The sequence below is a fragment of the Streptococcus tangpeifui genome (genome assembly GCF_011038795.1).
Lineage (GTDB): Bacteria > Bacillota > Bacilli > Lactobacillales > Streptococcaceae > Streptococcus > Streptococcus tangpeifui.
Genome location: NZ_JAAKDU010000007.1, coordinates 20,430 through 43,534, shown reverse-complemented (window position 1 = coordinate 43,534; position 23,105 = coordinate 20,430). Strand labels below are relative to the sequence as shown.

The window sequence follows — 23,105 nt, the reverse complement described above, 5'->3', positions numbered from 1 at the left end:
ATAGAGATGAAAAGTTTAGGAATTACCAAAAGAATTATCAAAGAACTTCTGCGGGATAAACGTACTTTGGCCTTGATATTTATTGCACCAATTGCTATTATGTGGCTGATGAACGTTATGTTCTCAGCTAATACGGATACCGATGTCACCATTGCTACAGTTCATGCGAACAGTTCTGTTGTGAAAAATCTGGATGATGTCAAACACGTAACCTTGGAAAAGTATGCCAGTGTTAAGCAGGCCAAGGCAGATATGAAGACGGGAGAGGTCGATGCTATTTTGACTCAAGATGGGGATAAAGCGTTAAAGGTTTTCCATGCTAATACGGATGCGACTAAGACCAGTGTCGTTCGTCAATCTATCAAGGCAGCTATTATCAAGGATTCTACCCAGCAGTTAACGGATAATGTAAAGCAGGTTCAAAAAAATCTACCACCGATGGCTCAAAAGCAAGCAGCTAGTCGGCAGGTTAGTAAGGTTACTCTTAAGGAGTCTTACAACTACGGAGATAAGGATTCAAATTTCTTTAATAAGATGATTCCGATTTTAATGGGTTTTATTGTCTTCTTCTTTGTCTTCTTAATTTCAGGCATGTCTCTGCTCAAGGAACGAACCAGCGGCACTCTGGATCGCTTGCTGGCGACACCGGTCAAACGCAGCGATATTGTCTTTGGCTATCTCTTATCTTATGGGCTCTTAGCTATTGTTCAAACCTTAGTGATTATTTTTGCGACCATCTGGCTATTGGATGTTAAAGTGGTAGGTTCTATCGGCTATGTTATAATCATTAATGTCTTGATGGCCTTGGTTGCACTTTCCTTTGGTATTCTCCTGTCAACATTGGCAAAATCAGAGTTCCAGATGGTGCAGTTTATTCCTCTGGTTGTCATTCCGCAGCTTTTCTTCTCAGGTCTAATTCCTTTGGATTCTATGGCCAGCTGGGTGCGGATTATTGGAACAGTTTTGCCTCTGTCCTATTCGGGAGATGCTCTAACCAAGGTTGTGATGAGAGGGCAGGGCTTGTCCGCCATCAACAGGGATATTTGGGTTTTGCTTATCTTTGTTATCGTTTTGACAATCTTTAATATACAAGGGTTGAAACGATATCGGAAGGTGTAACGCTAATAAACGTCTAAAGCAGATAGTCTTGAATTGAACCGTCCGTGACTCTGTGAATTGAGATAAAATGGTCTAGAAGTTTGTGTGCTTTGTCGTTCAATGTTTTAAAATTCTTTGAGAGCTTGTCGGCATGGAGTTTGTTATCAAGTGTGAAAACTTAGATAACAAACTTCTGCTTTTAGAAAGATTAATCTGATTGGATTATCTCTCTTGCTAAGACACTGAATAGTATTCTAGTTGATCTCAGAAGTGTCATTGGTAAACTAAAGATAATCAGTAATGATTCAGAGTCTATATATCATTAACTAGTAATAATTTAAATTGAGGAAAATATGTCACAAAATATTGTTAAAGATTATGTTCAGATTTTGGCAGAGGAGAAGATGCCGCCGGGCAAGAAAAAAGCTATGGCTACAGCCATTGAGCTCTTTGCTAAGCAAGGATTTGACGGGACTTCGACGGCCCAAATTGCCACTCAGGCTGGAATCAGTCAAGCCACGATTTTCAAGTATTTTAAGACCAAAGACGAGCTTTTGCTAGCGATTTTGAATCCAGTTATTCCTAGGGTCAAAGATGAATTCTTTAGCAATCTCCTAGCCCATAAAAGATTAGAAGATGCCGTTCATTTTTTAGTTCAGGATCGTTGGACTTTTATCAAGTCCAACAGTCCCTTGCTCAAAATTTTGATCCAACAGTTTTTGACCAATGAAGGATTTAAGACGGAACTGCTGAAGAATTTTCAAGGACTGGAAGACCTGACTGTCGTGCAGGAAATCAAGGCAGCCAATCCAAATTTTCGTAAGGACTTGCCCTTATCCAGTTTGATTCGGCGTATGGTAGGGCCGCTTTTAACCTATTTTTATCAAACTCAGATTTTAGGACTGGCTAGTAAAGATGAGATTCAGGATTTGGCTGATATTGAGGAAGAAATTTTACAAAATGTGACTAAATAGGTCTGATTTTATAACTAGAGTTTTCTAAAGGAAAATAATTCAAGGAAACTTAGAGAGATATAAGATTTTTAGTAAAAGAAGCAGGAAACTGATGATTCTGGAGCCTCTTATTATAGGGATGACAAAGGGCTTTATTACTGTAATATAAAAATCTCTATCAGTTAGACGATAGAGATTTTTGTTATGTGATAGCGTTCAGAAAGTTATGAAGATATAAAAACGTCTGCCATAAGAAGTATAAAAATCAATACAATCGCATAAGTTCTCTGATCTTAGAACATTGATTTCATGCGATTTTTTACTTTAAATTGAATGCTGATCAAATTTTACACTTGCTTTGTTCTATCTTTTAAACCATTTAAGGCGCCGCCATCCCTTGTTAGCGATGAAGTCAAAGAAGGTAGAGAGGTTGCGGTAGATGGATTCACCGACTAGAAAGAAGACAAGCCCCAGCAGGAAGACCTCTAGAGTAACATGGCTGAGCTCAAAGATATTCTTGAGTAAGAGGGCTGAGATGATAAAAGCTAGGATGGATACTGCAATAATCGCAATCTTGCTCTTGGTTAAAGGTCTGGACAGACGAACTAAGGCCATAAAACCGATGATAGAGAGCAGGAAGGTTGAAACGGTTGAGGTTTGATCATAGTCAATTTGAAAGAAGGCAGCCGCTCCGACCAAGAGGCCGATCGCTGCCACGGCCGCCACAGCTGCTGGTAGGGCGTTTTTAAGCACCTTGAGCATGAAATGGCCGGAAATCCGCTTGTTGTTAGCTTCGAGGGTCAATAGATAACTTGGCAGTCCGATCATAAAGGCTGAAATTAGAGAAATCTGCGAAGCCTTGAGCGGATAGACGATAGCGAAAATAATGGACAGAATAGCCAGCAGGAAGGAAAAGATATTCTTAATCAAGAAGAGACTGGCTGAGCGCTCGATATTATTGACAGTGCGGCGGCCTTCGGCGACCACTGATGGCATACTGGCAAAGTTAGAATCGACGAGGACGATTTGCGAAGCATTGAGAGCGGCATCGCTACCGGAAGCCATAGCGATGCTACAGTCGGCGGCTTTGAGAGCCAAAACATCATTGACCCCGTCTCCTGTCATGGCAACAGTGTGGTTATCATCCTGTAGGGCTAGTACTAACCGGCGTTTGAGTTCAGGTGTTACTCGACCAAAGACAGTGTAGGTGCGGGCAGCTTCTTTGACTAGGTCGTCTGTCACTAAGGTTCTGGCATCTACATAATTTTCTGCTCCCTTAATTTTAGCTTTGCCGGCTACATGGGACACGGTCACGGGATCATCTCCAGAGATGACCTTGATAGCTACCTCTTGCCGACTAAAATAAGCAAAGGTTTCAGGAGCTTCCTGACGAATAGGGTTGGAAATCAGGATAAAAGCATAAGGAACAAGTGGGCGATCCAGAGGTTCGACCTGTTCGGAAGTCAATTTGCCAAAGGCCAGAACCCGATAACCTTGGGCAGCGTAGTGATTGACTTCTTCCTCGTAGTTTGGCCAATCTGTCCCCAACAAGATTTGAGGAGCTCCGATTAGATAGGAAAAGCCATCATAGATTACCCCGCTGTATTTATTAGAGGACTTGAAGGGCAGAAGATGCTTTTTTTGGAGAGCTAGGCTGGCTGCCTGCTCCTTAGTAAAGTAGGTTTGCAAGGCCTCCATAGTATCATTGTCTCCAGCTAACTCATTAGCGACACTTGCAATCAGACTGTCTAGGCGGAGACCTGCATCGGGACTTTTACCAAAGGCGTCGGTGGCTATATAGTCTTGAACCGACATGCTATTTTCTGTGATGGTCCCTGTTTTATCAATGCAGAGAACGTCAACTCGGGCTAACTTTTCAACACTTTTCATATCGTGGAGGACAACCTTTTTACGGGCCAGTCGCATGGTGCTAGCCACTAAAGAGATGGTGGTCAGGAGGTAGAGCCCTTCTGGTATAAGGCCGATGACAGCTGCTACCATGGCCTTAACAGCTCCGCCAAAACCAGTTTGGTTGACTATTAGGCTTTGATAGAGCATAATTAGAGCTAGAGGGATAATCAAAATTCCCACCCATTTAACGATAGCGTTGATGGAGCGAATCATTTCGGATTGTTCATCGCTATCAAGGGTCTTGGCTTCCTTGACCAGTTTAGCGGCATAGGTATCCTCTCCGACATGAATAACTTGAGCCAGACAAGTTCCTGCGACAACGAAACTGCCAGACATAAGCTCATCGCCCTCATTTTTGGTGATTTCATCAGCTTCCCCAGTTAAAATGGACTCGTCCACCTGAATATTACTGGATAAAACGTGAGCATCAACTGAAATTTGGTTACCGGCTGATAGCTGGATGACATCGTCTAGGACCAGCTGTTCAACCGGGATGGTTGAAAGTTTGTTATCTCGCAGGACGGTCACATTGGGCGTGGTGACGATAGCTAGTTTGGAGACAATCTTGCGAGACCGCAGTTCCTAGATAATCCCCAGAATAGTATTGATAAAGACTACAGGCAGGAAGGTGAAGTTGCTGATGCCAAGATTACCACTAATCAGTAATAAAATAGTTAAGACTGCAAAAATTAAGTTGAAATAAGTCAGAGTGTTTTCCTTAAGAATTTGCTTAGTTGTCTTCACATCAGAAGTGCTGGCCTTATTGACGAATCCCTTAGCTACGCGGCTAGCTACTTCTTGGCTCGTTAATCCCTTAGTATCTTTCATAAAATCCTCTTTTCCTAGAGCGTGATTACTTTTTATTTTATCACGCTCCCCAAAAGAAAGCTAGGAACCGTTGGAGCTTTAAAAACTTTTAGTCGAGTCAATCCATGTCTTTTTAAAATAAGAATTAGTTAAAATTTCTAATTTTTTGATATTTCCAAGCAAAATTTTTTAACTTCATCAACTTTTCCTATATAATCAGAGTCAGTTAGGATTAAATTATGTATCAAGTAGTAAAAATGTACGGAGACTTAGAGCCTTGGTGGTTTCTCGATGATTGGCAAGATGATATTGTTGAAGTTCAAGAGTTTGAGGACTATTACGAAGCGCTCAGTTATTATAAAAAAGAATGGTTTGATTTGGTGAACCATTACCCCAGCTTTAATAGTAAGAGCAGTGTCATGACGGCTTTTTGGGATAGTAAAGACCAACGTTGGTGTGAAGAGTGCGGTGAAGATTTGCAGCAGTACTATTCACTGGCCCTGCTCAAGGAATGGGAGGCTATTCCCAAGGATTGCCATCGTCCAGGTTATGAGCGGAGCAATAATAATCCCCTTCCTTTCCAATGTCAAATAAAATCATTTGGAAGCCAATGAACCGCTTGTAGAATAGATTGATAGAGATCGAGCCTATGCTCGGTCTTTTCTTATGCTCAATATAGTTTGAAAAAATTTCCGTTTTTAGAAATTTTTTACGAATTAATAGGTAAGCAGGAAGAAGGAGGCTACTATGGTACAGGTGCAGGAGCTAGGGAAGAGTCTGATTGGGGAAGCTGTCAGCAGGCAGGCTCAGGATATTTATTTGCTGCCAAAGATTGATGATTATGAAATTTATCTGCGCATAGGTGATGAGAGACGTCTATTCCAAACTTGCCCTCAGGAACAGGCTATGGGACTAATCAGTCATTTTAAATTTGTTGCTGGAATGAATGTTGGGGAGAAGCGGCGAGCCCAGTTGGGAGCCTGTCACTATGATTTTGCAGATGGTGAGACGGCCGCTCTGCGTTTATCAACGGTCGGAGACTATCAAGGACGGGAAAGTCTGGTTGTTCGCTTGCTCTTTGACAGGCGACGAGAGCTGATGTTTTGGTTTGATGGCCTCAATGCACTGTTACCCAAGATTATTGACCGAGGCCTCTATCTTTTCTCTGGCCCTGTTGGTTCGGGTAAGACGACTTTGATGTATGAGTTGGTCAGTCGCAAGTATGCTGACCGCCAGATTATTACTATTGAAGATCCTGTTGAGATTAAACAGGATCAGATGCTACAGCTCCAGCTTAATCCCTCTATCGAGATGACCTATGATAATTTGATTAAACTTTCACTGCGACACCGGCCAGATGTTCTAATTATAGGAGAAATTCGCGATAAAGAGACAGCCCAAGCGGTTATCAGAGCTAGCTTGACAGGAATACGAGTTTTCTCAACCGTCCATGCTAAGAGTATTCCAGGTGTTTATGCTCGGATTTTAGAATTGGGAGTTTCTCAGGAAGAGTTGGATAATTGTCTGGCTGGCATTGCTTACCAGCGTTTAATCGGGGGAGGAGGATTGATTGATTTTGCTCAAGACCATTTTCAAAGTCACAAGGCTGACAGCTGGAATAAGAAAATTGACCAGCTTTTTACAACAGGACATCTCACTTACGAGCAGGCAGAAGCCGAAAAGATTAAGAACTAGCCGCCAGCGCAAGGTTATTCAGCTCTTTAATAATCTTTTGGAATCTGGTTTCACTCTGACTGAGATTGTGGATTTTCTGGAACGCAGTCATCTTCTGGCTCAGTATTATACACAGGAAATGCGTTCTAGTCTCTTAGCAGGTGAAAATCTAGCTTCTATGATGGGGAGACTGGGCTTTTCTGATGATGTGGTGACTCAGTTGGCTTTAGCCGATATCCACGGGAATACCCAAGGCAGTCTTTTAAAAATTGAGAGTTATCTAGCTAATTTGATGACTGTAAAAAGAAAGCTCTTGGAAGTAGCTAGTTATCCCATCATCCTTTTAACTTTTTTAATTCTTATCATGTTGGGACTTCGCAATTACCTCTTGCCACAGTTGGAGGGAACAAACCTAGCAACCCGTATTATCAATCATTTTCCCATGGTTTTTCTAACAGGAGTTTTGGTCCTAGCATTGGTTATCCTTTTATTAACTTGGTTGCAGAGGCGATCACGAAAAATTTCTTGGTACAGTCATTTGGCTAAGCTTCCCTTGCTTGGCAGATTTGCCAAACTTTACTTGACGGCTTATTATGCGCGGGAATGGGGGAATTTGATCGGTCAAGGGGTGGAAATGAGTCAGATTGTCCAGCTTATGCAGAAGCAGAAGTCTCAGCTCTTTCAAGAACTTGGCCGTGAGATGGAGGATGCCTTGCTGGCCGGTCAAGAGTTTCACAATAAGGTCTTAGATTATCCCTTCTTCCTACGAGAATTGAGTCTGATTATTGAATACGGTCAGGTCAAAGCTAAACTGGGTAGTGAGCTAGAAGTCTATGCTCAGGAGACTTGGGACGCCTTCTTTAGCCGGGTTAACCGAGCAACCCAATTGATTCAGCCTCTGGTCTTTATCTTGGTGGCCCTTGTTATCGTCATGATTTATGCAGCCATGCTACTGCCCATGTATCACAATATGGAGGTACCCTTATGATGAAAAAATTACTCAAACGTTTAAAAGGAAAGAAAGTCAAAGCTTTCACTCTTCTTGAAATGTTAATAGTTCTGTTAATTATCAGTGTTCTGCTCTTGCTTTTTGTGCCTAACTTAGCCAAGCAGAAGGATAAAGTTAAGGATACTGGTGGTGCGGCCGTTGTCAAGGTGGTAGAAAGCCAGGCCGAACTTTATGAATTAAACCATACAGACGATGCCACGGTGTCTAAACTAGTGTCCAGTGGAGATATCACACAAAAACAAGCGGATTCTTACAATGATTATTACAAGAAACATAAGGAAAATCGGCAGGTTCCGAACTAGAGCCTTTACCCTAGTTGAAAGTCTGTTGGTTTTGGCTATTACCAGCTTTTTATTGTTAGCCTTTACAGGTGGCGTTCAAGAAGTTTTTGCAGGGGTACAAGAGAAGCTTTTTTTCCTCTCCTTTGAGCACCTCTATCGGGATAGCCAGAAGCTCAGCAATGCCCAGCAAAAGACCTTGACCTTAAATATTTCAGATGGTCAAGTGACTAATGGACAGGAAAGTCTGACCATCCCTGACACTGTCAGACCCAGTCAATCTTATACCATAGAGTTTTCACCAGAGGGTGGCAATTCCTCACTGGAAAAACTGACCTTTGCAACTGAGAAAGGTTCTGTCTCTTATCAACTTTATATAGGAAGTGGTCGCTATAAAAAAACGGAAAATTAAAGCTTATATTCTTTTAGAAAGTTTGATTGCTCTGGCGGTTTTGGTTACTATCGTTAGCCTGATTCTAGGTGAGATTAATCGGAACCGCCAAGAGTTAGCAGTCAGTCTTCATCGACAAGAAGCGCTCAATGTCGCCCAAATGGCGGTTCAAACCAAGCAGGACCAGTTGAGTCTTAATGGGGTGACTGTCCAAGTTCAGCGAACCTCAACCAGTATTACCGTTTATGAAGACGGAAAGGAGGTCCTTCATGTGTCCAAAAACTAGAATTCGGGCTTTCACCCTCTTGGAGTGTTTGGTGGCTCTCTTGGTTATTGCGGGCAGTGTCATGGTTTATCAAGGTCTGACTCAAGTTTTGGTAACCAATGTCGCTTATATCAGTAAGAATGACGAGGAGGACTGGCTTCTTTTTTGCCAGCAATTGCGCTCGGAGTTAGCTGGAACAGAGTTGGAACAGGTGGCGGATAATAAACTTTACGTAAAAAAAGGAGGTCAACCTTTAGCCTTTGGGCAGTCCCGCTCGGATGATTTTCGCAAGACCAATGCGGATGGGCGCGGCTATCAGCCCATGCTCTTTCATGTCAAAGCTAGCACTATCAGTCAGGATGGTCAGACCATCACAGTTTTTGTCACCTTTGAATCAGGCTTAGAAAGGACTTTTGTCTATGATTTTGCAAAAACGTCTTAGGGCAGGAGTCCTAATCTACGCCTTGCTCATGGCAGCAATCTTTGTTCTGCTCTTGCAGTTTTATTTAGATAGAGTAGTGGCTAGCCAGCGACAGAACCAGGCTTTAGCTAATAACTCACAAGCCTATCTGATAGCCCAGCTGGTCAAAGAGCAGGCTAATCAGTCTTCAGGAGAAATGTCCTTTGAGCAGGGTCAAGCGATTTATCAAAAAGATGGGACTGCGCTGAGCGTGAAAGTAATCCTTTCTGATGGCAATAGTTACTGCTATGATTTTATTGAAAATCAAGAAACTAGTTCATCTAGTTCCAGTAAGGACAAAAAGAAAGGGAAGCCTGCCTCTTCTTCAGCCAGTAGCTCTTCAACATCACAATCAAGTGAAAAAAGTTCGTCTTCGCGCAATGATGAAGATGAGAAAGATCCCAGCGATGGTGTCTGATGCTGTCTTGGAAAAAACGTTACAGACATTAATTTCCAGAATAACTTACTCAGTAAAAAATATACCATTCATTGGATTTTCTGTCTTTGGGCTTTATTACATATCTGAGTTGGGATTTTACTGTCTTATGGGGGCCTTTCGTTCCCATTTTTTGGCATTTTTGTTATGATAGGATTATGAATTTTGAGAAGATTGAAAAAGCTTATGAGCTGCTTTTGGAAAACGTCCAGCTCCTACAAAATAACCTAAAAACTAATAGTTATGATGCTCTGATTGAGCAGAATGCTCTCTATTTGGATGGTAAGACTGAGAATGAAGAAATTCTTGCTAATAATCAAGCCTTGCGACAGCTTGAATTGACCAAGGAAGAATGGAGACGAGCCTACCAGTTTCTATTTATCAAGATGGCTCAGTCTGAGCCTCTGCAAGCTAACCACCAGTTTACGCCAGACAGCATTGGCTTTGTTCTGCTTTTCTTGCTGGAAAATCTAACTAAAAACGAAAGGCTGGATGTTCTGGAAATTGGTTCTGGGACTGGCAATTTAGCTCAGACGCTCATTAACAACAGCAGTAGACAGCTGGATTACATGGGGTTGGAAGTTGACGACTTACTGATTGATTTATCAGCTAGTATCGCTGATGTGGTGGGCTCAGAAGGGAGTTTTGTACAGGAAGACGCTGTGCGGCCCCAGCTGATTAAAGAAAGCGATATTATTGTTAGTGATCTTCCTGTTGGCTACTATCCTAATGATACTATAGCTAGTCGCTATCAGGTGGCTGCTCAAAATGAACATACCTATGCCCATCATTTGCTGATGGAGCAGTCACTTAAATACTTGAAGGCTCAGGGCTTTGCTATCTTTCTAGCTCCGGTTAATCTGTTGACTAGTCCTCAGAGCGATTTGCTTAAAGGCTGGCTCAAGGGTTACGCAGACATTGTGGCGGTCATTGCTCTACCAGAGGAACTCTTTGGCAATCCTGTTAATGCTAAGTCTATCTTTGTCTTGCAAAAGCAGAGCAGTCAGGCACCCGAGACTTTTGTTTATCCTCTGAGTGATTTGCAGGACCGTGACAATCTCCTAGATTTTATGGAAAATTTCAAGAAATGGTCAGCTGATTATATTCTTTGATGAGAAAATTTGCTATAATGGAATACGGATTTAGAAAACGTTTACATTAGAAGAGGTAGCCTATGTCAAAAACAATCGCAATCAATGCTGGGAGCTCCAGTCTCAAATGGCAGCTCTATCAAATGCCGGAAGAAGAAGTCTTGGCCAAGGGGCTCATTGAGCGCATTGGCTTAAATGATTCAATCTCAACAGTTAAATACGATGGCAAGTCTGATTCGCAAACGCTAGATATTCCTGACCATACCATGGCAGTTCGGATTCTTTTAGAAGATCTGCTTAAGCATGGTTTGATTAAGGATTATCAGGAGATTACAGGAGTTGGTCATCGGGTTGTCGCTGGTGGCGAATACTTTAAGGAATCTGCCTTGGTTGATGAAAAAGTGATTGAACAGGTTGAGGAACTGTCACTTTTAGCCCCGCTTCACAATCCAGGGGCTGCTGCTGGGATTCGAGCTTTCCGAGACATCTTGCCAGACATTACCAGCGTAGTTGTTTTCGATACATCTTTTCATACAACCATGCCTAAACATGCCTATCTCTATCCTATTCCGCAAAAATATTATCGTGATTACAAGGTGCGTAAATACGGAGCTCATGGTACCAGCCATCGGTATGTCGCTCAGGAAGCGGCTAAGATGTTAGGCCGCCCTCTCAATGAATTAAAATTGATCACGGCTCACATTGGAAATGGTGTTTCTATCACGGCTAACTACCACGGGGAATCAGTGGATACCTCTATGGGACTGACGCCGCTGGCCGGCCCTATGATGGGAACCCGTTCAGGCGATATTGATCCAGCTATTATTCCTTTTTTAATTCAGCAGGATCCAGACTTGGAAACAGCTGCCGATGTGGTTGAAATGCTTAATAAGAAATCAGGTCTCATGGGGGTATCTGAAAAATCTAGCGATATGCGAGATATTGAAGCTGGTATTGAAGCTCATGATAAAAACACAGTTCTAGCTTATAATATCTTTATTGACCGTCTCAAGAAGTTTATCGGTCAATACTTCGCCGTCCTCAATGGAGCTGATGCTCTGGTCTTCACCGCAGGTATGGGTGAAAATGCTATCGGTATGCGTCAAGATATCATTGCTGGGCTCTCTTGGTTTGGTATGGAGATCGACCCAGAAAAGAATGTCTTTGGCTATGTCGGTGACATTTCAACTCCAAATTCTAAGGTTAGGGTTCTGGTCATTCCAACCGATGAGGAATTGATGATTGCGCGTGATGTTGAACATTTTAAGAAGATGCGATAAGGTTTTGGTTAAAGAGTTCATGAAAAGAAAGCATTCGAATCCGTTCGGGTGCTTTTTCTCTGGCGAAATTTGTATAAAAAAAACTAAAGAGTTGATTAAATTTTCCTATGGCTATTTCCCTTCTAATTGAATCTAGCTCTGCTATAATAGGAGCAAGTTTTTCAAAAGAAGGGAGTGACCTGTATTGAATTTTCAACAGTGTCGTTATGTTGAGGCAATTGCAGAAACAGGTTCTTTTAGCCAAGCTGCGAAAAAGCTGTATGTTACCCAGCCCAACCTATCCGCTTCTATCAAGGATTTAGAAGCGGAACTGGGTGTGCAGCTCTTTGTCCGCTCCAATACGGGTGCCAGATTGACTGATGATGGGAATGATTTCATCAAGTATGCCAAACGGATTATTGGGGAGCTGGACTTATTGGAGAAGCGTTATCAGCAGAAATTTCGCAAGGGTTTCACGGTAGCTTCCCACCATTATGATTTTCTCTTCCTGCCCTTAACTGAGATTGTTCAAACATTTGAGGCTGACTATCAGGAATTTCAGCTGATTGAGACGACTACCAAGAAGATTCTCAGAAGTGTTGATAAATTTGAAAGCGACCTAGGGATTATTTATCTGGATGCTGATAATCGTCCTATTCTGGAAAAATCTTTGGTTAATCAGGATTTAAGTTTTACCTCCTTGGGGGAATTTCCAACGCGAATTTTTCTGCGGAAGGGCCATCCCTTGGCAGATAGAAAAGTTCTGACCAAAGCTGATTTGGAGGGGTATCCTCAGGTGCGTTTCCGTCAGGAAAAGTCCGGCTTGAATTTTGATGAGGATACTTTAGAGGTTTTGGATAATCAAACTATTATGTACAGTAATGACCGAGGGACAGTTATGAACTTGCTGACGGCCTCAGACGCTTACGCTTCGGGTTTAGGAATTGTCAATGGATTTATCAAAGAGCAAATAGTCCTTATTCCGCTGGCAGATAGTCCAGTCCATACCTTAGGTCTCGTGACCAATAATAAACGCAAAAAAACTCCCATTATAGAAGCCTTTATTGAGCGAGTAAAGGCTAGTTTAGCAGAAAGTGAAAGAAATTAGAGAGTCGGACTTTGCTGGCTCTTTATGTTTTAGGAAAGTTCGGATTTACAGTGATACTTCTAATAATTTTTGAAAGAATTTCCAGATATGTGCTAAAATACTAACAATACCAAGAAAAAGAGGAAGAAACATGAAAGCAATTATTACAGTTGTTGGTAAAGATAGCCAAGGGATTGTGGCAGGAGTTTCTGCCAAAATCGCTGAATTGGGACTCAATATTGATGATATTACCCAAACCATTTTGGATGAGTATTTCACTATGATGACGGTAGTGTCCTCTCCTGAGAAAAAGGATTTCACCTTCCTTCGCTCGGAACTGGAAAAATTGGGGGATAGTCTGGGTGTTAAGATTAATATTCAAAGCTCGGCTATTTTTGATGCTATGCACAAGTTGTAAAGGAGATTTCCATGGATATTCAACAGGTTACAGAAACCATTGCCATGATTGAGGAGCAGAACTTTGATGTTCGCACCATCACTATGGGCATATCGCTTCTTGACTGTATTGATTCCGACATCAATCGGGCAGCTGATAAAGTTTATCGTAAAATTGTCGACAAGGCCGCTAGATTAGTTGCGGTTGGTGATGAGATCTCGGCAGAATTGGGGATTCCTATTGTCAATAAGCGGGTCTCAGTTACACCGATTGCTATCATTGGGGCAGCAACGGATGCGACCGACTATGTCCCTCTAGCTAAAGCTATGGACAAAGCCGCTAAGGAAATTGGTATCAATTTTATCGGCGGTTTCTCAGCCTTGGTACAAAAAGGTTATCAAAAAGGCGATGACATTCTCATCAAATCCATTCCCAGAGCTTTGGCTGAGACTGACTTTGTCTGCTCCTCTGTCAATATTGGCTCGACCAAATCGGGTATCAATATGACGGCTGTTGGGGATATGGGGCGGATTATCAAGGAAACCGCTCAGCTGTCCGAGATGGGGCCGGCTAAGCTGGTAGTTTTTGCCAATGCGGTTGAGGATAATCCCTTTATGTCTGGAGCTTTCCATGGGGTTGGTGAGGCTGATGTCGTCATCAATGTCGGTGTTTCTGGTCCGGGGGTCGTTAAGCGAGCCTTAGAAAAGGTCCGGGGTCAGTCTTTTGATGTTGTGGCTGAAACTGTTAAGAAGACGGCCTTTAAGATTACCCGCATTGGTCAGCTGGTCGGCAGCTTGGCTAGTGAGAGACTGGGAGTTAAATTCGGTATTGTTGATCTCTCCTTGGCTCCAACGCCAGCGGTAGGAGATTCGGTGGCTCGGGTTCTGGAGGAAATGGGACTTGAGACTGTCGGTACCCATGGGACAACAGCAGCCCTAGCCCTTCTCAATGATCAGGTCAAAAAGGGCGGAGTGATGGCCTGCAATCAGGTTGGGGGTCTGTCTGGCGCCTTTATTCCAGTATCTGAGGATGAAGGTATGATTGCTGCAGTGGAGGCTGGTTCGCTTAATCTGGAAAAGTTAGAAGCTATGACAGCCATCTGTTCGGTTGGTCTGGATATGATTGCTATTCCAGAAGATACTTCAGCCGAAACCATTGCTGCTATGATTGCTGACGAAGCTGCTATCGGTGTTATCAATATGAAAACAACTGCTGTTCGCCTGATTCCTAAAGGCAAAGAGGGAGACACCATCGAGTTTGGCGGTCTCCTTGGCTCTGCTCCAGTCATGTCAGTCAATAAAAAGTCATCGGCAGATTTCATTGCCCGCGGCGGACAAATCCCCGCTCCAATTCACAGTTTTAAAAATTAGCATTTGCTTCCTCACCAATCTTGGTGGGGATTTTTTTTCTACTCTCATTTTAAGATACTGATTGGTGGTAAAACTAATGGTACTTATATTCTTTGAAAAACCAAACTTGACCAAGTACGATTTGTACTGTTTACTGTTGATGATTTGAGTTATCAAATTTTTTATTGCCAACCTTATTTTGATAAAGAGGAAAGCGCGCTTCTTTATTACTGAAGGCAGAGTTTATGCAGACGTTATATCGAAAAATCCTGCCTGAGTCGGTCAGATTGAGTGGACAAATCTCTGTCTCGCTTAGGTTATCTCTATCTTCAATAAGAGCATCAGTCTGGCAAACTAATAAAAAACGGATTGTCTTTCCGTATTATCATGGAGTTAATTATTACTGGAACCATGATATCTCTGCCATCGTCGCCTGTTTAGCAATAGGGCTAACGCCAGAAACTGTTCACTAATATTTATGAATAATAAGCGTCCTACGTTTTTCATTATTGTCATTAGCGTCTTATTTATCAGCTATTTTTATTTCCTTAAATTTGTTATAATAGAAAGAAAATCAAGGAGAAGGGCCTTATGACAAAAACACGCTTATTTATTGCCCGCCATGGTAAAACTATGTTTAACACTATTGGGCGGGCTCAAGGTTGGTCTGATACGCCACTGACTAAAGAAGGTGAGCGGGGGATTCAGGAACTTGGCCTAGGCTTAAAGGCAGCAGGTCTAAATTTTGTTGCTGCCTATTCTAGTGATAGCGGTCGGACCTTGCAGACTATGGAAATTATTTTACGAGAAATGGGGCAGAGTGACATTCCTTATAAGCGAGATAAGCGAATTCGTGAATGGTGCTTCGGCAGCCTTGACGGTGGTTATGATGCGGAACTCTTTAACGGGGTCGTGCCAAGGGTTTTCGATAAGCCAGTTGAAGAAATGACCTACCAAGATATGGCTGATGCTATTCTAGCAGTTGATACAGCTGGTTGGGCTGAACCTTGGGAAATTCTGCGAGATCGAATTCTATCTGGTTTTACTGACATTGCTAAAGAAGTTGAGAGCCGAGGTGGTGGTGATGCGATCGTGGTCAGTCACGGGATGACTATTGGTACTTTAATGGGCTTGATTGATTCCAGTCTTCCAAGGAGTTTAGCTCTCGATAACGGTAGCGTCTGTCAGGTAACTTATGAGTCTGGTACATTCCATATTGAAGCGATCGGAGACATGACTTATCGACAAAAAGGTCGAGAAATTTTAGCAAAGGAGAACCATGAAAAAGTCTAGTCGCAACTTTTTTATCGTTGTTATTTTAGGATTAGTCGTCATTTTTAGTTTTGCCTTCCTGCATGATAAATTGGCCTCTCGGTCAAATCAAACAGGAGCCAGTCAGTTGGCTAAGGTCAAAAAAACTAAGAAAGTTGAATTGAGCTCGGATCTGCCTGATGTTTCAGCAGATGATTGGCAGTTAATTGTGGTTAATCGTGACAAGATTACTAAGGAACTTAATCCTGATTTGACGGTTATTGATAATATCAAAGTGGATTCGCGGATTGCGGACAAGGTCAAAGAATTTTTGGCAGCTGCACAAAAGATTGATAGCAGTGAGCATCTGATTTCAGGTTACCGCAGTGTCGAATATCAACAGGAACTCTTTGACTCCTATGTTAAGCAGGAGATGGCTAGCGACCCTAGTTTGAGTCAAGACCAAGCTGAGGAAAAGGTTAAAACCTATTCCCAGCCAGCCGGAGCTAGTGAGCACCAAACAGGATTAGCAATTGATATGAGTACGGTTGACAGCCTCAACGAAAGCGACCCTAGCGTTGTAGAGCAACTGAAAAAGATTGCGCCGGATTATGGCTTTGTTCTTCGTTTTGAAAAGGGGAAGAGCAATTCGACTGGGGTTGATTATGAGGACTGGCATTTCCGCTATGTTGGTAAGGAGTCAGCCAAATATATGACCGAGCATAATCTGAGCTTGGAAGAGTATGTGGCCTTATTGAAGAATTAGGATAGGAGGATGGAATAATATGCAATCAAGGCTCAAGTTTCGGCCTTTCATGATCGTTTTTGGGCTTGTTTTAGCCCTTATTCTTCTGCCTCTCCTGTTTAACATGAAAACAAAGGCTGCCAATACTAAGGTTAGCACTTCTTATACAGAAGCTTCCTTCATTAAAGAGGTTGCTCCGGTAGCCCAGAAGTTATCAAAAGCCTATGGCGTTAAAGCTTCTATAATTATTGCTCAGGCGGCTCAGTCATCCAATTATGGCTCTAACTTACTGGCTGTGCGCTATCATAATTTCACAGGTACCTTAGCTCAGCCTGGGCAGGCTAAGATTGTTTTAACCACTCAGTCTTATGAAAACGGTCAGTGGCAGACGGTTAAACAACCTTATGCTATTTATACCAACTGGCAGGATAGTTTGACGGCTTATCTTGAAGCTATCTCTTCGGGTATGTGGGGAAAGCAGCTTTACACTATCCTAGCCACAACTGAAGAGTATGTTACGGCAGCTCAGGCTCTGCAAAAAGCAGGAGTCAATGCAGATCCTGACTATGCTAATAAGCTTATTACGATTATTCGGGAAAAAAATCTTACTCAGTATGATAGTTAGCATTTATTTTTTATAAGGACAGCCGAATTAGCACTCTTTAAAAAAGAGTGCTAATTTTTTGTGCTTTTCTCTTGACAGTTGGTTTTAGAGCGGTATAATAGAAACATAAATTAGCAGACTTAGTTTAAGAGTGCTAATAAACTTTTGGATTGGAGGTCCGTGATGATTACCCAGCGGCAAAATGACATTTTATCCATTGTGGTTGAGCTGTTCACGCAGACACACGAACCTGTCGGATCCAAGGTTTTACAAAATTATATTGCTTCTAGTAGTGCCACCATCCGTAATGATATGGCTGCCTTAGAAAAAATTGGCCTCTTGGAAAAGGCGCACACATCTAGTGGTCGCTTGCCAAGTCGTCAAGGTTTTCAGTATTATGTTAGTCATCTCTTAAATTTTGAGAGGATTGATGAAGCTGATGCTTATCAAGTTATCAAAGGTTTTGATTTTGAATTTTTTAAACTGGAAGATTTGTTGCAAAAGGCCAGCGATCTTTTAGCAGAGTTGACAGGGTGCACAGCAGTTGCTTTAGATGTTGAACCAAGCAATCAACGCTTGAGTGCTTTTGATATTGTCAAGCTCAGTCATCACGATGCTCTAGCTGTCATGACCTTTGATGATTCCAATACGGTCACCAGTCAGTTTGCTATTCCTAAGAATTTTCTTGATGAAGACTTAGTTACTTTAAGCGGTTTAGTGCGTGAGCGGTTTTTGGGACAAACAGTCATGGAGATCCATTATCGGATTCGAACCGAGATTCCGCAGATTGTTCAGCGCTATTTTAAGACAACAGACAATGTCTTAGAATTATTTGAGCATATTTTTAAGGAAATGTTTGTTGAAAAGCCGTTTTTAGCTGGCAAGGAGAATCTCCTCAAGTTTTCTGATGATCAGATCTACCGTTTCTTTGACAAGACCCAAGAATTAGCTTTGGAAATTCGTCAGTTGCTTCAAGAAGATAAACCTTATGCCATTCGTCTGGCAGATGAGAACCAAGCCGGTTTGATTTCTTTAACACAGCTGTCCTATAAATTTCTCATTCCTTACCGAGGTTTCGGCAGTTTAAGTCTATTTGGACCCGTGACGATTGATTACCAACGAGCATTCAGTCTATTAGGAATTGTCAGTCGAGTTTTGACTATGAAATCAGCTGATTTCTATCGTTACCTTAGTAGCAATCATTATGAAGTCAATTAATAACATTTAATGAAGGAGGCATTATGTCAGAAGATATTAAAAAAGAGGAAGTGACCGAAGAGACTCAGGCTTCTGAAACGGAAGACAAGTTGCAAACAGAAGCGGCCCCTGAGGAAACTACTGAAAAAACAGAATTGGAAGCAGCTTTAGAGAAAGCTGAGGATTTTGAAAATAAATTCTTACGGGCTCACGCGGAGATGCAAAATATTCAGCGACGTGCCAATGAAGAGCGTCAGCAGCTGCAAAAGTATCGTTCACAGGATCTCGCTAAGGCAATTTTACCTAGCCTGGATAACTTAGAGCGTGCTTTGGCGGTTGAAGGCTTGAGTGATGATGTGAAGAAAGGCTTGGAAATGGTACAAGAAAGCCTGATCCAAGCTCTCAAAGAAGAAGGCGTGGAAGAAGTAACAGTCGAAAGCTTTGATCACAACCTTCACATGGCTGTTCAAACCTTACCGGCTGATGATGAGCACCCAGCAGACAGCATTGCAGAAGTTTTCCAAAAGGGCTACAAACTGCATGATCGCCTGCTTCGGCCAGCCATGGTGGTGGTATATAACTAGTCAATAATGATGGGCATTAAAACGCCTCACCATTATACGGCAACCACTATGGCGGATTGCCTAGACTCCTTACTAGCTCGATAGCAAAATGGTATCGATTTTGCTATCTCACGTTGTAACTATGCAATGATGATAGCTAATAAAAATAAACTTGTCCGAAATGACAGTAAACTACTCGCAACAAAGAAAGAAGCAAGCCAAAGGCTTGCCCAAAGCGATATTTTTCGCCGTGGTGATAGTCAGATAACAAGTCGGGTTATCTGACAGGGGATTTTTGAGACTTTAGGCTCAAAAATTAGCCATGAAACCGAAGGTTTGCTAGCGTCCCCACCACTTAAGAAAAATATCAAAAAAACTTATAATTAAAAAAGAGGAAAATGAAAGGAATTGAACGTTGTTGTCAGTCGCTAGAGGAAGAAAGCGATGCTTCCTCCCTCTCCCGATTGAAAAGTCCACCGGACTATTTCAACGTTCTTGGTATCTTATACTATGTCTAAAATTATTGGTATTGACTTAGGAACAACAAACTCAGCAGTTGCCGTTCTTGAAGGAACTGAAAGTAAAATTATCGCTAACCCAGAAGGTAATCGTACAACTCCTTCTGTTGTCTCATTTAAAAACGGAGAAATCATTGTCGGTGATGCGGCTAAACGTCAAGCGGTGACTAACCCAGATACGGTTATCTCTATTAAATCTAAGATGGGGACTTCTGAAAAAGTTTCTGCTAATGGTAAAGAATATACTCCTCAAGAAATTTCAGCAATGATTCTGCAATACATTAAGGGTTATGCTGAAGATTATCTTGGTGAAAAAGTTGAAAAAGCTGTTATTACAGTCCCTGCTTACTTCAACGATGCCCAACGTCAGGCAACGAAAGATGCTGGTAAAATCGCGGGTCTTGAAGTCGAACGTATCGTCAACGAACCAACCGCAGCAGCTCTTGCTTATGGTCTTGATAAACAAGATAAAGATGAAAAAATCTTAGTGTTTGACCTTGGTGGTGGTACTTTTGATGTCTCTATCCTTGAATTGGGCGATGGTGTCTTCGATGTATTGGCTACTGCTGGTGATAATAAACTAGGTGGTGACGATTTCGACCAAAAGATTATTGACTACTTGGTTGATGAATTCAAGAAAGAAAACGGCATTGACCTGTCAACTGACAAGATGGCTCTGCAACGTTTGAAAGATGCTGCTGAAAAAGCTAAGAAGGACTTGTCAGGTGTCACCCAAACACAAATCAGCCTGCCTTTCATCACTGCCGGTGATGCTGGACCGCTCCACTTGGAAGTCTCATTAACACGTGCTAAATTTGATGATTTGACTCGCGATCTGGTTGAACGTACCAAGACCCCTGTTCGTCAAGCTTTGTCTGATGCTGATTTGAGCCTGTCAGAAATTGATGAAGTTATCTTGGTTGGTGGCTCAACGCGTATCCCAGCAGTTGTTGAAGCGGTTAAAGCTGAAACAGGTAAAGAACCAAACAAATCTGTGAACCCTGATGAAGTCGTAGCTATGGGTGCTGCTATTCAAGGTGGTGTTATCACTGGTGATGTCAAAGACGTCGTACTTCTTGATGTGACCCCATTGTCACTTGGTATCGAAACCATGGGCGGTGTCTTCACGAAGTTGATTGACCGCAACACAACTATCCCAACCTCTAAATCACAAGTCTTCTCAACTGCGGCAGATAACCAACCGGCCGTTGATATCCACGTTCTTCAAGGTGAACGCCCAATGGCAGCGGACAACAAGACTTTGGGACGCTTCCAATTGACAGATATTCCAGCTGCTCCTCGTGGTGTGCCACAAATCGAAGTAACATTTGATATTGACAAGAACGGTATCGTATCTGTTAAGGCTAAAGACCTCGGTACGCAAAAAGAACAACACATCGTTATCAAGTCAAATGACGGTCTTTCTGAAGAAGAAATTGAACGTATGATGAAAGATGCGGAAGCTAATGCTGATGCTGATGCTAAGCGTAAAGAAGAAGTTGACCTCAAAAATGAAGTTGACCAAGCTATCTTTGCAACAGAAAAGACTATCAAAGAAACCGAAGGTAAAGGCTTTGACACTGAACGTGATGCTGCTCAATCAGCTCTTGATGATCTTAAGAAAGCTCAAGAAGACAACAACTTGGACGATATGAAAGCTAAGCTGGAAACCCTTAACGAAAAAGCCCAAGCCTTAGCTGTTAAAATGTACGAACAAGCTGCCGCAGCTCAACAAGCCGCTGGTGGAACTGAAGGCGCAGCTGATGCTGGATCATCAGATAAAGGTGACGATGACGTCGTAGATGGTGAGTTTACTGAGAAGTAAAAACCTTCGGGGAAGGTTTTTAGCCCCTGAGCTTAGAAACTAGAAGCGAAGGGTTCAGGTTCGAAGGACTGTTTTATCTCGAGCTTAGAAATTCGAGAGCAAGGCAGATTCGGGGGATTGTTTTAGCCTGCGAGCCAGAAGCTAGAAATAAGCAGTGGTTCACTGGACTGTTTTATTCTGAGCTTGGAGATGTGAAAGCGAGATAGCAATTGTACTATAAAACCAACTGCAGAGGTTGCAAACCAGCCTCTGTTTTTGGGTAATAGCGTCAGCAACAAAAGCGGTCGAAGACTGCACAGCTGATAATTTTTGCCGTGGTGAGAGTAACAGTAGCTTTAGCTTGTTATGAGGGGATTTTTGAAACCTTTGGGTTCAAAAATAAGCGATCCAGTCGCACTACATCAGAAAATGATCAAAAATAACCTTTTAAACATATAGAAAGTAAGAGTGTTCGTAACTGAGCACGGGCTAGGGATTGTGCCAAAAATATAGATTTTCCTAGGATACAAGTATTGTCGGACGGCTTTCTATTTTTGGGGATCTCTTAGGAGTTTGTCCACAGAAAAACCTTTATAGAAAGGAATTGAACCCGCCCTAAAAGTTGTGTAAAAGGGATAGATCGTCTAGAAAATAAGCATTTTCAGCCGATTTACTATTTTCACTTTACTTTTTACGGGGTTGGTATCTTAAATATGAACAATCAAGAATATTACGATCGTCTGGGGGTGTCAAAGAACGCCAGTCAGGACGAAATCAAAAAAGCCTATCGGAAAATGTCCAAGAAATACCATCCTGACATCAACAAGGATCCAGGTGCTGAGCAAAAATATAAGGATATTCAAGAGGCTTATGAAACTTTAGGCGATGAGCAAAAACGGGCTGCTTATGATCAGTATGGACCTGATGGTGCCAATGCAGGTTTTGGCGGTGGTTTCAGCGGCTTTGACAGTGCAGGCTTTGGTGGCTTCGAAGATATTTTTTCTAGCTTCTTTGGCGGTGGCGGAAGCAGTCGTAATCCCAATGCACCGCGTCAAGGTGATGATCTGCAATATCGTTTGAACCTGAAATTTGAAGAAGCAATTTTTGGGGCTGAGAAGGATGTTACCTATAACCGCGAAGCGGAATGTCACACCTGTCATGGTTCAGGAGCTAAGCCTGGAACCAGCCCAGTGACCTGCAGTCGCTGTCATGGTCAAGGGGTTATTAATGTTGACACTCAGACACCTCTTGGTATGATGCGCCGTCAGGTTACCTGTGATGTCTGTCACGGTACCGGTAAGGAAATCAAGGAGCCATGTAGCACTTGTCAAGGTACTGGTCATGAAAAGAAATCTCATAAGGTTTCTGTTAAAGTTCCTGCTGGTGTCGAAACGGGCCAACAAATCCGTTTGCAAGGTCAGGGTGAAGCTGGTTTTAATGGCGGTCCTTATGGTGATCTCTTCGTTATTATCAATGTTTTACCAAGTAAGCAATTTGAGCGGGATGGTTCAACCATCTACTACACGCTCAATATTAGCTTTGCTCAGGCCGCTCTGGGTGATACTGTAGAAGTGCCAACTGTCCACGGCGATGTTGAGATGACGATTCCCGAAGGAACTCAAACAGGTAAAACTTTCCGTCTCAGAGGCAAGGGAGCTCCTCGCTTGCGTGGCGGTGGTCAGGGAGATCAGCATGTGACGATTAATGTTGTCACCCCGACTAAGCTTAATGATGGGCAAAAAGAGGCCTTGCTTGCCTTGGCAGCAGCCAGTGGTGAAGGCAGTATTCAGCCTAAGAAAAAGGGATTCTTTGATAAGGTCAAAGATGCCTTTGATGGTGAATAAACTTATGATGAAAGAGTAGATTTTATAGGTCTGCTCTTTTTTATGGAAAGAGAACTTTTATAGTGGATTGAAAAAATAGAACAAAGCAAGGTAATCCAGATAAAACGCCCCAAT

At 42.4% G+C, this 23,105-nt stretch carries 22 protein-coding genes and 1 pseudogene; 22 read left to right on the top strand and 1 reads right to left on the bottom strand.

Going from position 1 to position 23,105, the window contains the following annotated elements; all coding sequences use genetic code 11:
* Nucleotides 1-6 precede the first annotated feature (6 nt).
* Nucleotides 7-1,119, top strand: a complete 1,113-nt coding sequence (locus G7Y32_RS07015) for an ABC transporter permease (protein ID WP_165212403.1) — start codon at nt 7-9, stop codon at nt 1,117-1,119.
* 332 nt (nt 1,120-1,451) lie between these two features.
* On the top strand, nt 1,452-2,072 hold the full coding sequence (locus G7Y32_RS07010; protein ID WP_165212401.1) for a TetR/AcrR family transcriptional regulator: 621 nt from the start codon (nt 1,452-1,454) through the stop codon (nt 2,070-2,072).
* 342 nt (nt 2,073-2,414) lie between these two features.
* Here the strand turns inward: G7Y32_RS07010 and G7Y32_RS07005 are convergent.
* A pseudogene (locus G7Y32_RS07005) lies at nt 2,415-4,790 on the bottom strand (HAD-IC family P-type ATPase).
* Between the two features lie 218 nt (nt 4,791-5,008).
* Here G7Y32_RS07005 and G7Y32_RS07000 point away from each other — a divergent pair.
* The 20 genes from G7Y32_RS07000 (at nt 5,009) to dnaJ (ending at nt 22,991) form a co-directional block, all read left to right on the top strand.
* Entirely contained in the window at nt 5,009-5,383 is a 375-nt protein-coding gene (locus G7Y32_RS07000) for a DUF1033 family protein (protein WP_165212399.1), read from the top strand.
* 133 nt (nt 5,384-5,516) lie between these two features.
* Nucleotides 5,517-6,464, top strand: a complete 948-nt coding sequence (gene comGA / locus G7Y32_RS06995; protein ID WP_165212397.1) for a competence type IV pilus ATPase ComGA — start codon at nt 5,517-5,519, stop codon at nt 6,462-6,464.
* Nucleotides 6,388-7,431 carry a competence type IV pilus assembly protein ComGB gene (gene comGB, locus G7Y32_RS06990; protein WP_277423768.1) on the top strand — a complete coding sequence of 348 codons (1,044 nt, stop codon included), beginning with the start codon at nt 6,388-6,390 and terminating at the stop codon, nt 7,429-7,431. The genes comGA and comGB overlap by 77 nt, the downstream gene beginning before the upstream one ends.
* The gene (comGC, locus tag G7Y32_RS06985; protein ID WP_165212393.1) at nt 7,428-7,754 is read left to right on the top strand and encodes a competence type IV pilus major pilin ComGC; all 327 of its coding nucleotides are present in this window, start codon (nt 7,428-7,430) and stop codon (nt 7,752-7,754) included. The genes comGB and comGC overlap by 4 nt, the downstream gene beginning before the upstream one ends.
* On the top strand, nt 7,708-8,142 hold the full coding sequence (gene comGD / locus G7Y32_RS06980) for a competence type IV pilus minor pilin ComGD (protein ID WP_165212383.1): 435 nt from the start codon (nt 7,708-7,710) through the stop codon (nt 8,140-8,142). Before comGC ends, comGD begins: the two co-directional genes overlap by 47 nt.
* Complete coding sequence (comGE, locus tag G7Y32_RS06975) at nt 8,114-8,407, top strand: competence type IV pilus minor pilin ComGE (protein ID WP_165212381.1); 294 nt, start codon at nt 8,114-8,116, stop codon at nt 8,405-8,407. The genes comGD and comGE overlap by 29 nt, the downstream gene beginning before the upstream one ends.
* Nucleotides 8,391-8,828, top strand: coding sequence for a competence type IV pilus minor pilin ComGF (gene comGF / locus G7Y32_RS06970; protein ID WP_165212379.1), 438 nt, complete (start codon nt 8,391-8,393; stop codon nt 8,826-8,828). The genes comGE and comGF overlap by 17 nt, the downstream gene beginning before the upstream one ends.
* Nucleotides 8,806-9,264, top strand: coding sequence for a competence type IV pilus minor pilin ComGG (comGG, locus tag G7Y32_RS06965; protein ID WP_165212377.1), 459 nt, complete (start codon nt 8,806-8,808; stop codon nt 9,262-9,264). Before comGF ends, comGG begins: the two co-directional genes overlap by 23 nt.
* 176 nt (nt 9,265-9,440) lie before the next feature.
* Nucleotides 9,441-10,394 (top strand): class I SAM-dependent methyltransferase, encoded by a 954-nt coding sequence (locus G7Y32_RS06960; protein WP_165212375.1) that lies wholly within the window; start codon nt 9,441-9,443, stop codon nt 10,392-10,394.
* A 62-nt stretch (nt 10,395-10,456) separates the two neighbouring features.
* Nucleotides 10,457-11,653: an acetate kinase gene (locus G7Y32_RS06955; RefSeq protein ID WP_165212373.1), complete on the top strand. Its 1,197-nt coding sequence runs from the start codon at nt 10,457-10,459 to the stop codon at nt 11,651-11,653.
* A gap of 184 nt (nt 11,654-11,837) precedes the next feature.
* Nucleotides 11,838-12,740, top strand: coding sequence for a LysR family transcriptional regulator (locus tag G7Y32_RS06950; RefSeq protein WP_165212371.1), 903 nt, complete (start codon nt 11,838-11,840; stop codon nt 12,738-12,740).
* A gap of 130 nt (nt 12,741-12,870) precedes the next feature.
* Nucleotides 12,871-13,137 carry an ACT domain-containing protein gene (locus G7Y32_RS06945; RefSeq protein ID WP_165212369.1) on the top strand — a complete coding sequence of 89 codons (267 nt, stop codon included), beginning with the start codon at nt 12,871-12,873 and terminating at the stop codon, nt 13,135-13,137.
* Between the two features lie 11 nt (nt 13,138-13,148).
* A complete protein-coding gene (locus tag G7Y32_RS06940; protein WP_165212367.1) occupies nt 13,149-14,486 on the top strand; it encodes a PFL family protein in 1,338 nt (445 codons plus the stop codon).
* Between the two features lie 570 nt (nt 14,487-15,056).
* The gene (locus G7Y32_RS06935; protein WP_165212365.1) at nt 15,057-15,758 is read left to right on the top strand and encodes a histidine phosphatase family protein; all 702 of its coding nucleotides are present in this window, start codon (nt 15,057-15,059) and stop codon (nt 15,756-15,758) included.
* Nucleotides 15,745-16,482 (top strand): M15 family metallopeptidase, encoded by a 738-nt coding sequence (locus G7Y32_RS06930; protein ID WP_165212363.1) that lies wholly within the window; start codon nt 15,745-15,747, stop codon nt 16,480-16,482. The genes G7Y32_RS06935 and G7Y32_RS06930 overlap by 14 nt, the downstream gene beginning before the upstream one ends.
* Before the next feature lie 19 nt (nt 16,483-16,501).
* A complete protein-coding gene (locus G7Y32_RS06925) occupies nt 16,502-17,086 on the top strand; it encodes a glycoside hydrolase family 73 protein (RefSeq protein ID WP_165212361.1) in 585 nt (194 codons plus the stop codon).
* 162 nt (nt 17,087-17,248) lie between these two features.
* Nucleotides 17,249-18,283 (top strand): heat-inducible transcriptional repressor HrcA, encoded by a 1,035-nt coding sequence (hrcA, locus tag G7Y32_RS06920; protein ID WP_165212359.1) that lies wholly within the window; start codon nt 17,249-17,251, stop codon nt 18,281-18,283.
* A 23-nt stretch (nt 18,284-18,306) separates the two neighbouring features.
* Nucleotides 18,307-18,846: a nucleotide exchange factor GrpE gene (gene grpE / locus G7Y32_RS06915; RefSeq protein WP_165212357.1), complete on the top strand. Its 540-nt coding sequence runs from the start codon at nt 18,307-18,309 to the stop codon at nt 18,844-18,846.
* 489 nt (nt 18,847-19,335) lie between these two features.
* Nucleotides 19,336-21,168, top strand: coding sequence for a molecular chaperone DnaK (dnaK, locus tag G7Y32_RS06910; protein ID WP_004226779.1), 1,833 nt, complete (start codon nt 19,336-19,338; stop codon nt 21,166-21,168).
* Nucleotides 21,169-21,860: 692 nt separating this feature from the next.
* Nucleotides 21,861-22,991 (top strand): molecular chaperone DnaJ, encoded by a 1,131-nt coding sequence (gene dnaJ / locus G7Y32_RS06905; protein ID WP_165212355.1) that lies wholly within the window; start codon nt 21,861-21,863, stop codon nt 22,989-22,991.
* Nucleotides 22,992-23,105 lie beyond the last annotated feature (114 nt).

Bases quoted from the DNA above. Each gene is read 5' to 3' on its own strand.
- G7Y32_RS07000 (WP_165212399.1), top strand. From the start codon at position 5,009: ATGTATCAAGTAGTAAAAATGTACGGAGACTTAGAGCCTTGGTGGTTT.
- G7Y32_RS06935 (WP_165212365.1), top strand. From the start codon at position 15,057: ATGACAAAAACACGCTTATTTATTGCCCGCCATGGTAAAACTATGTTT.
- dnaJ (WP_165212355.1), top strand. From the start codon at position 21,861: ATGAACAATCAAGAATATTACGATCGTCTGGGGGTGTCAAAGAACGCC.
- grpE (WP_165212357.1), top strand. From the start codon at position 18,307: ATGTCAGAAGATATTAAAAAAGAGGAAGTGACCGAAGAGACTCAGGCT.
- G7Y32_RS06945 (WP_165212369.1), top strand. From the start codon at position 12,871: ATGAAAGCAATTATTACAGTTGTTGGTAAAGATAGCCAAGGGATTGTG.
- hrcA (WP_165212359.1), top strand. From the start codon at position 17,249: ATGATTACCCAGCGGCAAAATGACATTTTATCCATTGTGGTTGAGCTG.
- comGD (WP_165212383.1), top strand. From the start codon at position 7,708: ATGATTATTACAAGAAACATAAGGAAAATCGGCAGGTTCCGAACTAGA.
- G7Y32_RS06940 (WP_165212367.1), top strand. From the start codon at position 13,149: ATGGATATTCAACAGGTTACAGAAACCATTGCCATGATTGAGGAGCAG.
- comGA (WP_165212397.1), top strand. From the start codon at position 5,517: ATGGTACAGGTGCAGGAGCTAGGGAAGAGTCTGATTGGGGAAGCTGTC.
- G7Y32_RS06955 (WP_165212373.1), top strand. From the start codon at position 10,457: ATGTCAAAAACAATCGCAATCAATGCTGGGAGCTCCAGTCTCAAATGG.
- G7Y32_RS06925 (WP_165212361.1), top strand. From the start codon at position 16,502: ATGCAATCAAGGCTCAAGTTTCGGCCTTTCATGATCGTTTTTGGGCTT.
- comGG (WP_165212377.1), top strand. From the start codon at position 8,806: ATGATTTTGCAAAAACGTCTTAGGGCAGGAGTCCTAATCTACGCCTTG.
- G7Y32_RS07015 (WP_165212403.1), top strand. From the start codon at position 7: ATGAAAAGTTTAGGAATTACCAAAAGAATTATCAAAGAACTTCTGCGG.
- comGF (WP_165212379.1), top strand. From the start codon at position 8,391: ATGTGTCCAAAAACTAGAATTCGGGCTTTCACCCTCTTGGAGTGTTTG.
- G7Y32_RS06960 (WP_165212375.1), top strand. From the start codon at position 9,441: ATGAATTTTGAGAAGATTGAAAAAGCTTATGAGCTGCTTTTGGAAAAC.
- G7Y32_RS07010 (WP_165212401.1), top strand. From the start codon at position 1,452: ATGTCACAAAATATTGTTAAAGATTATGTTCAGATTTTGGCAGAGGAG.
- comGC (WP_165212393.1), top strand. From the start codon at position 7,428: ATGATGAAAAAATTACTCAAACGTTTAAAAGGAAAGAAAGTCAAAGCT.
- G7Y32_RS06930 (WP_165212363.1), top strand. From the start codon at position 15,745: ATGAAAAAGTCTAGTCGCAACTTTTTTATCGTTGTTATTTTAGGATTA.
- dnaK (WP_004226779.1), top strand. From the start codon at position 19,336: ATGTCTAAAATTATTGGTATTGACTTAGGAACAACAAACTCAGCAGTT.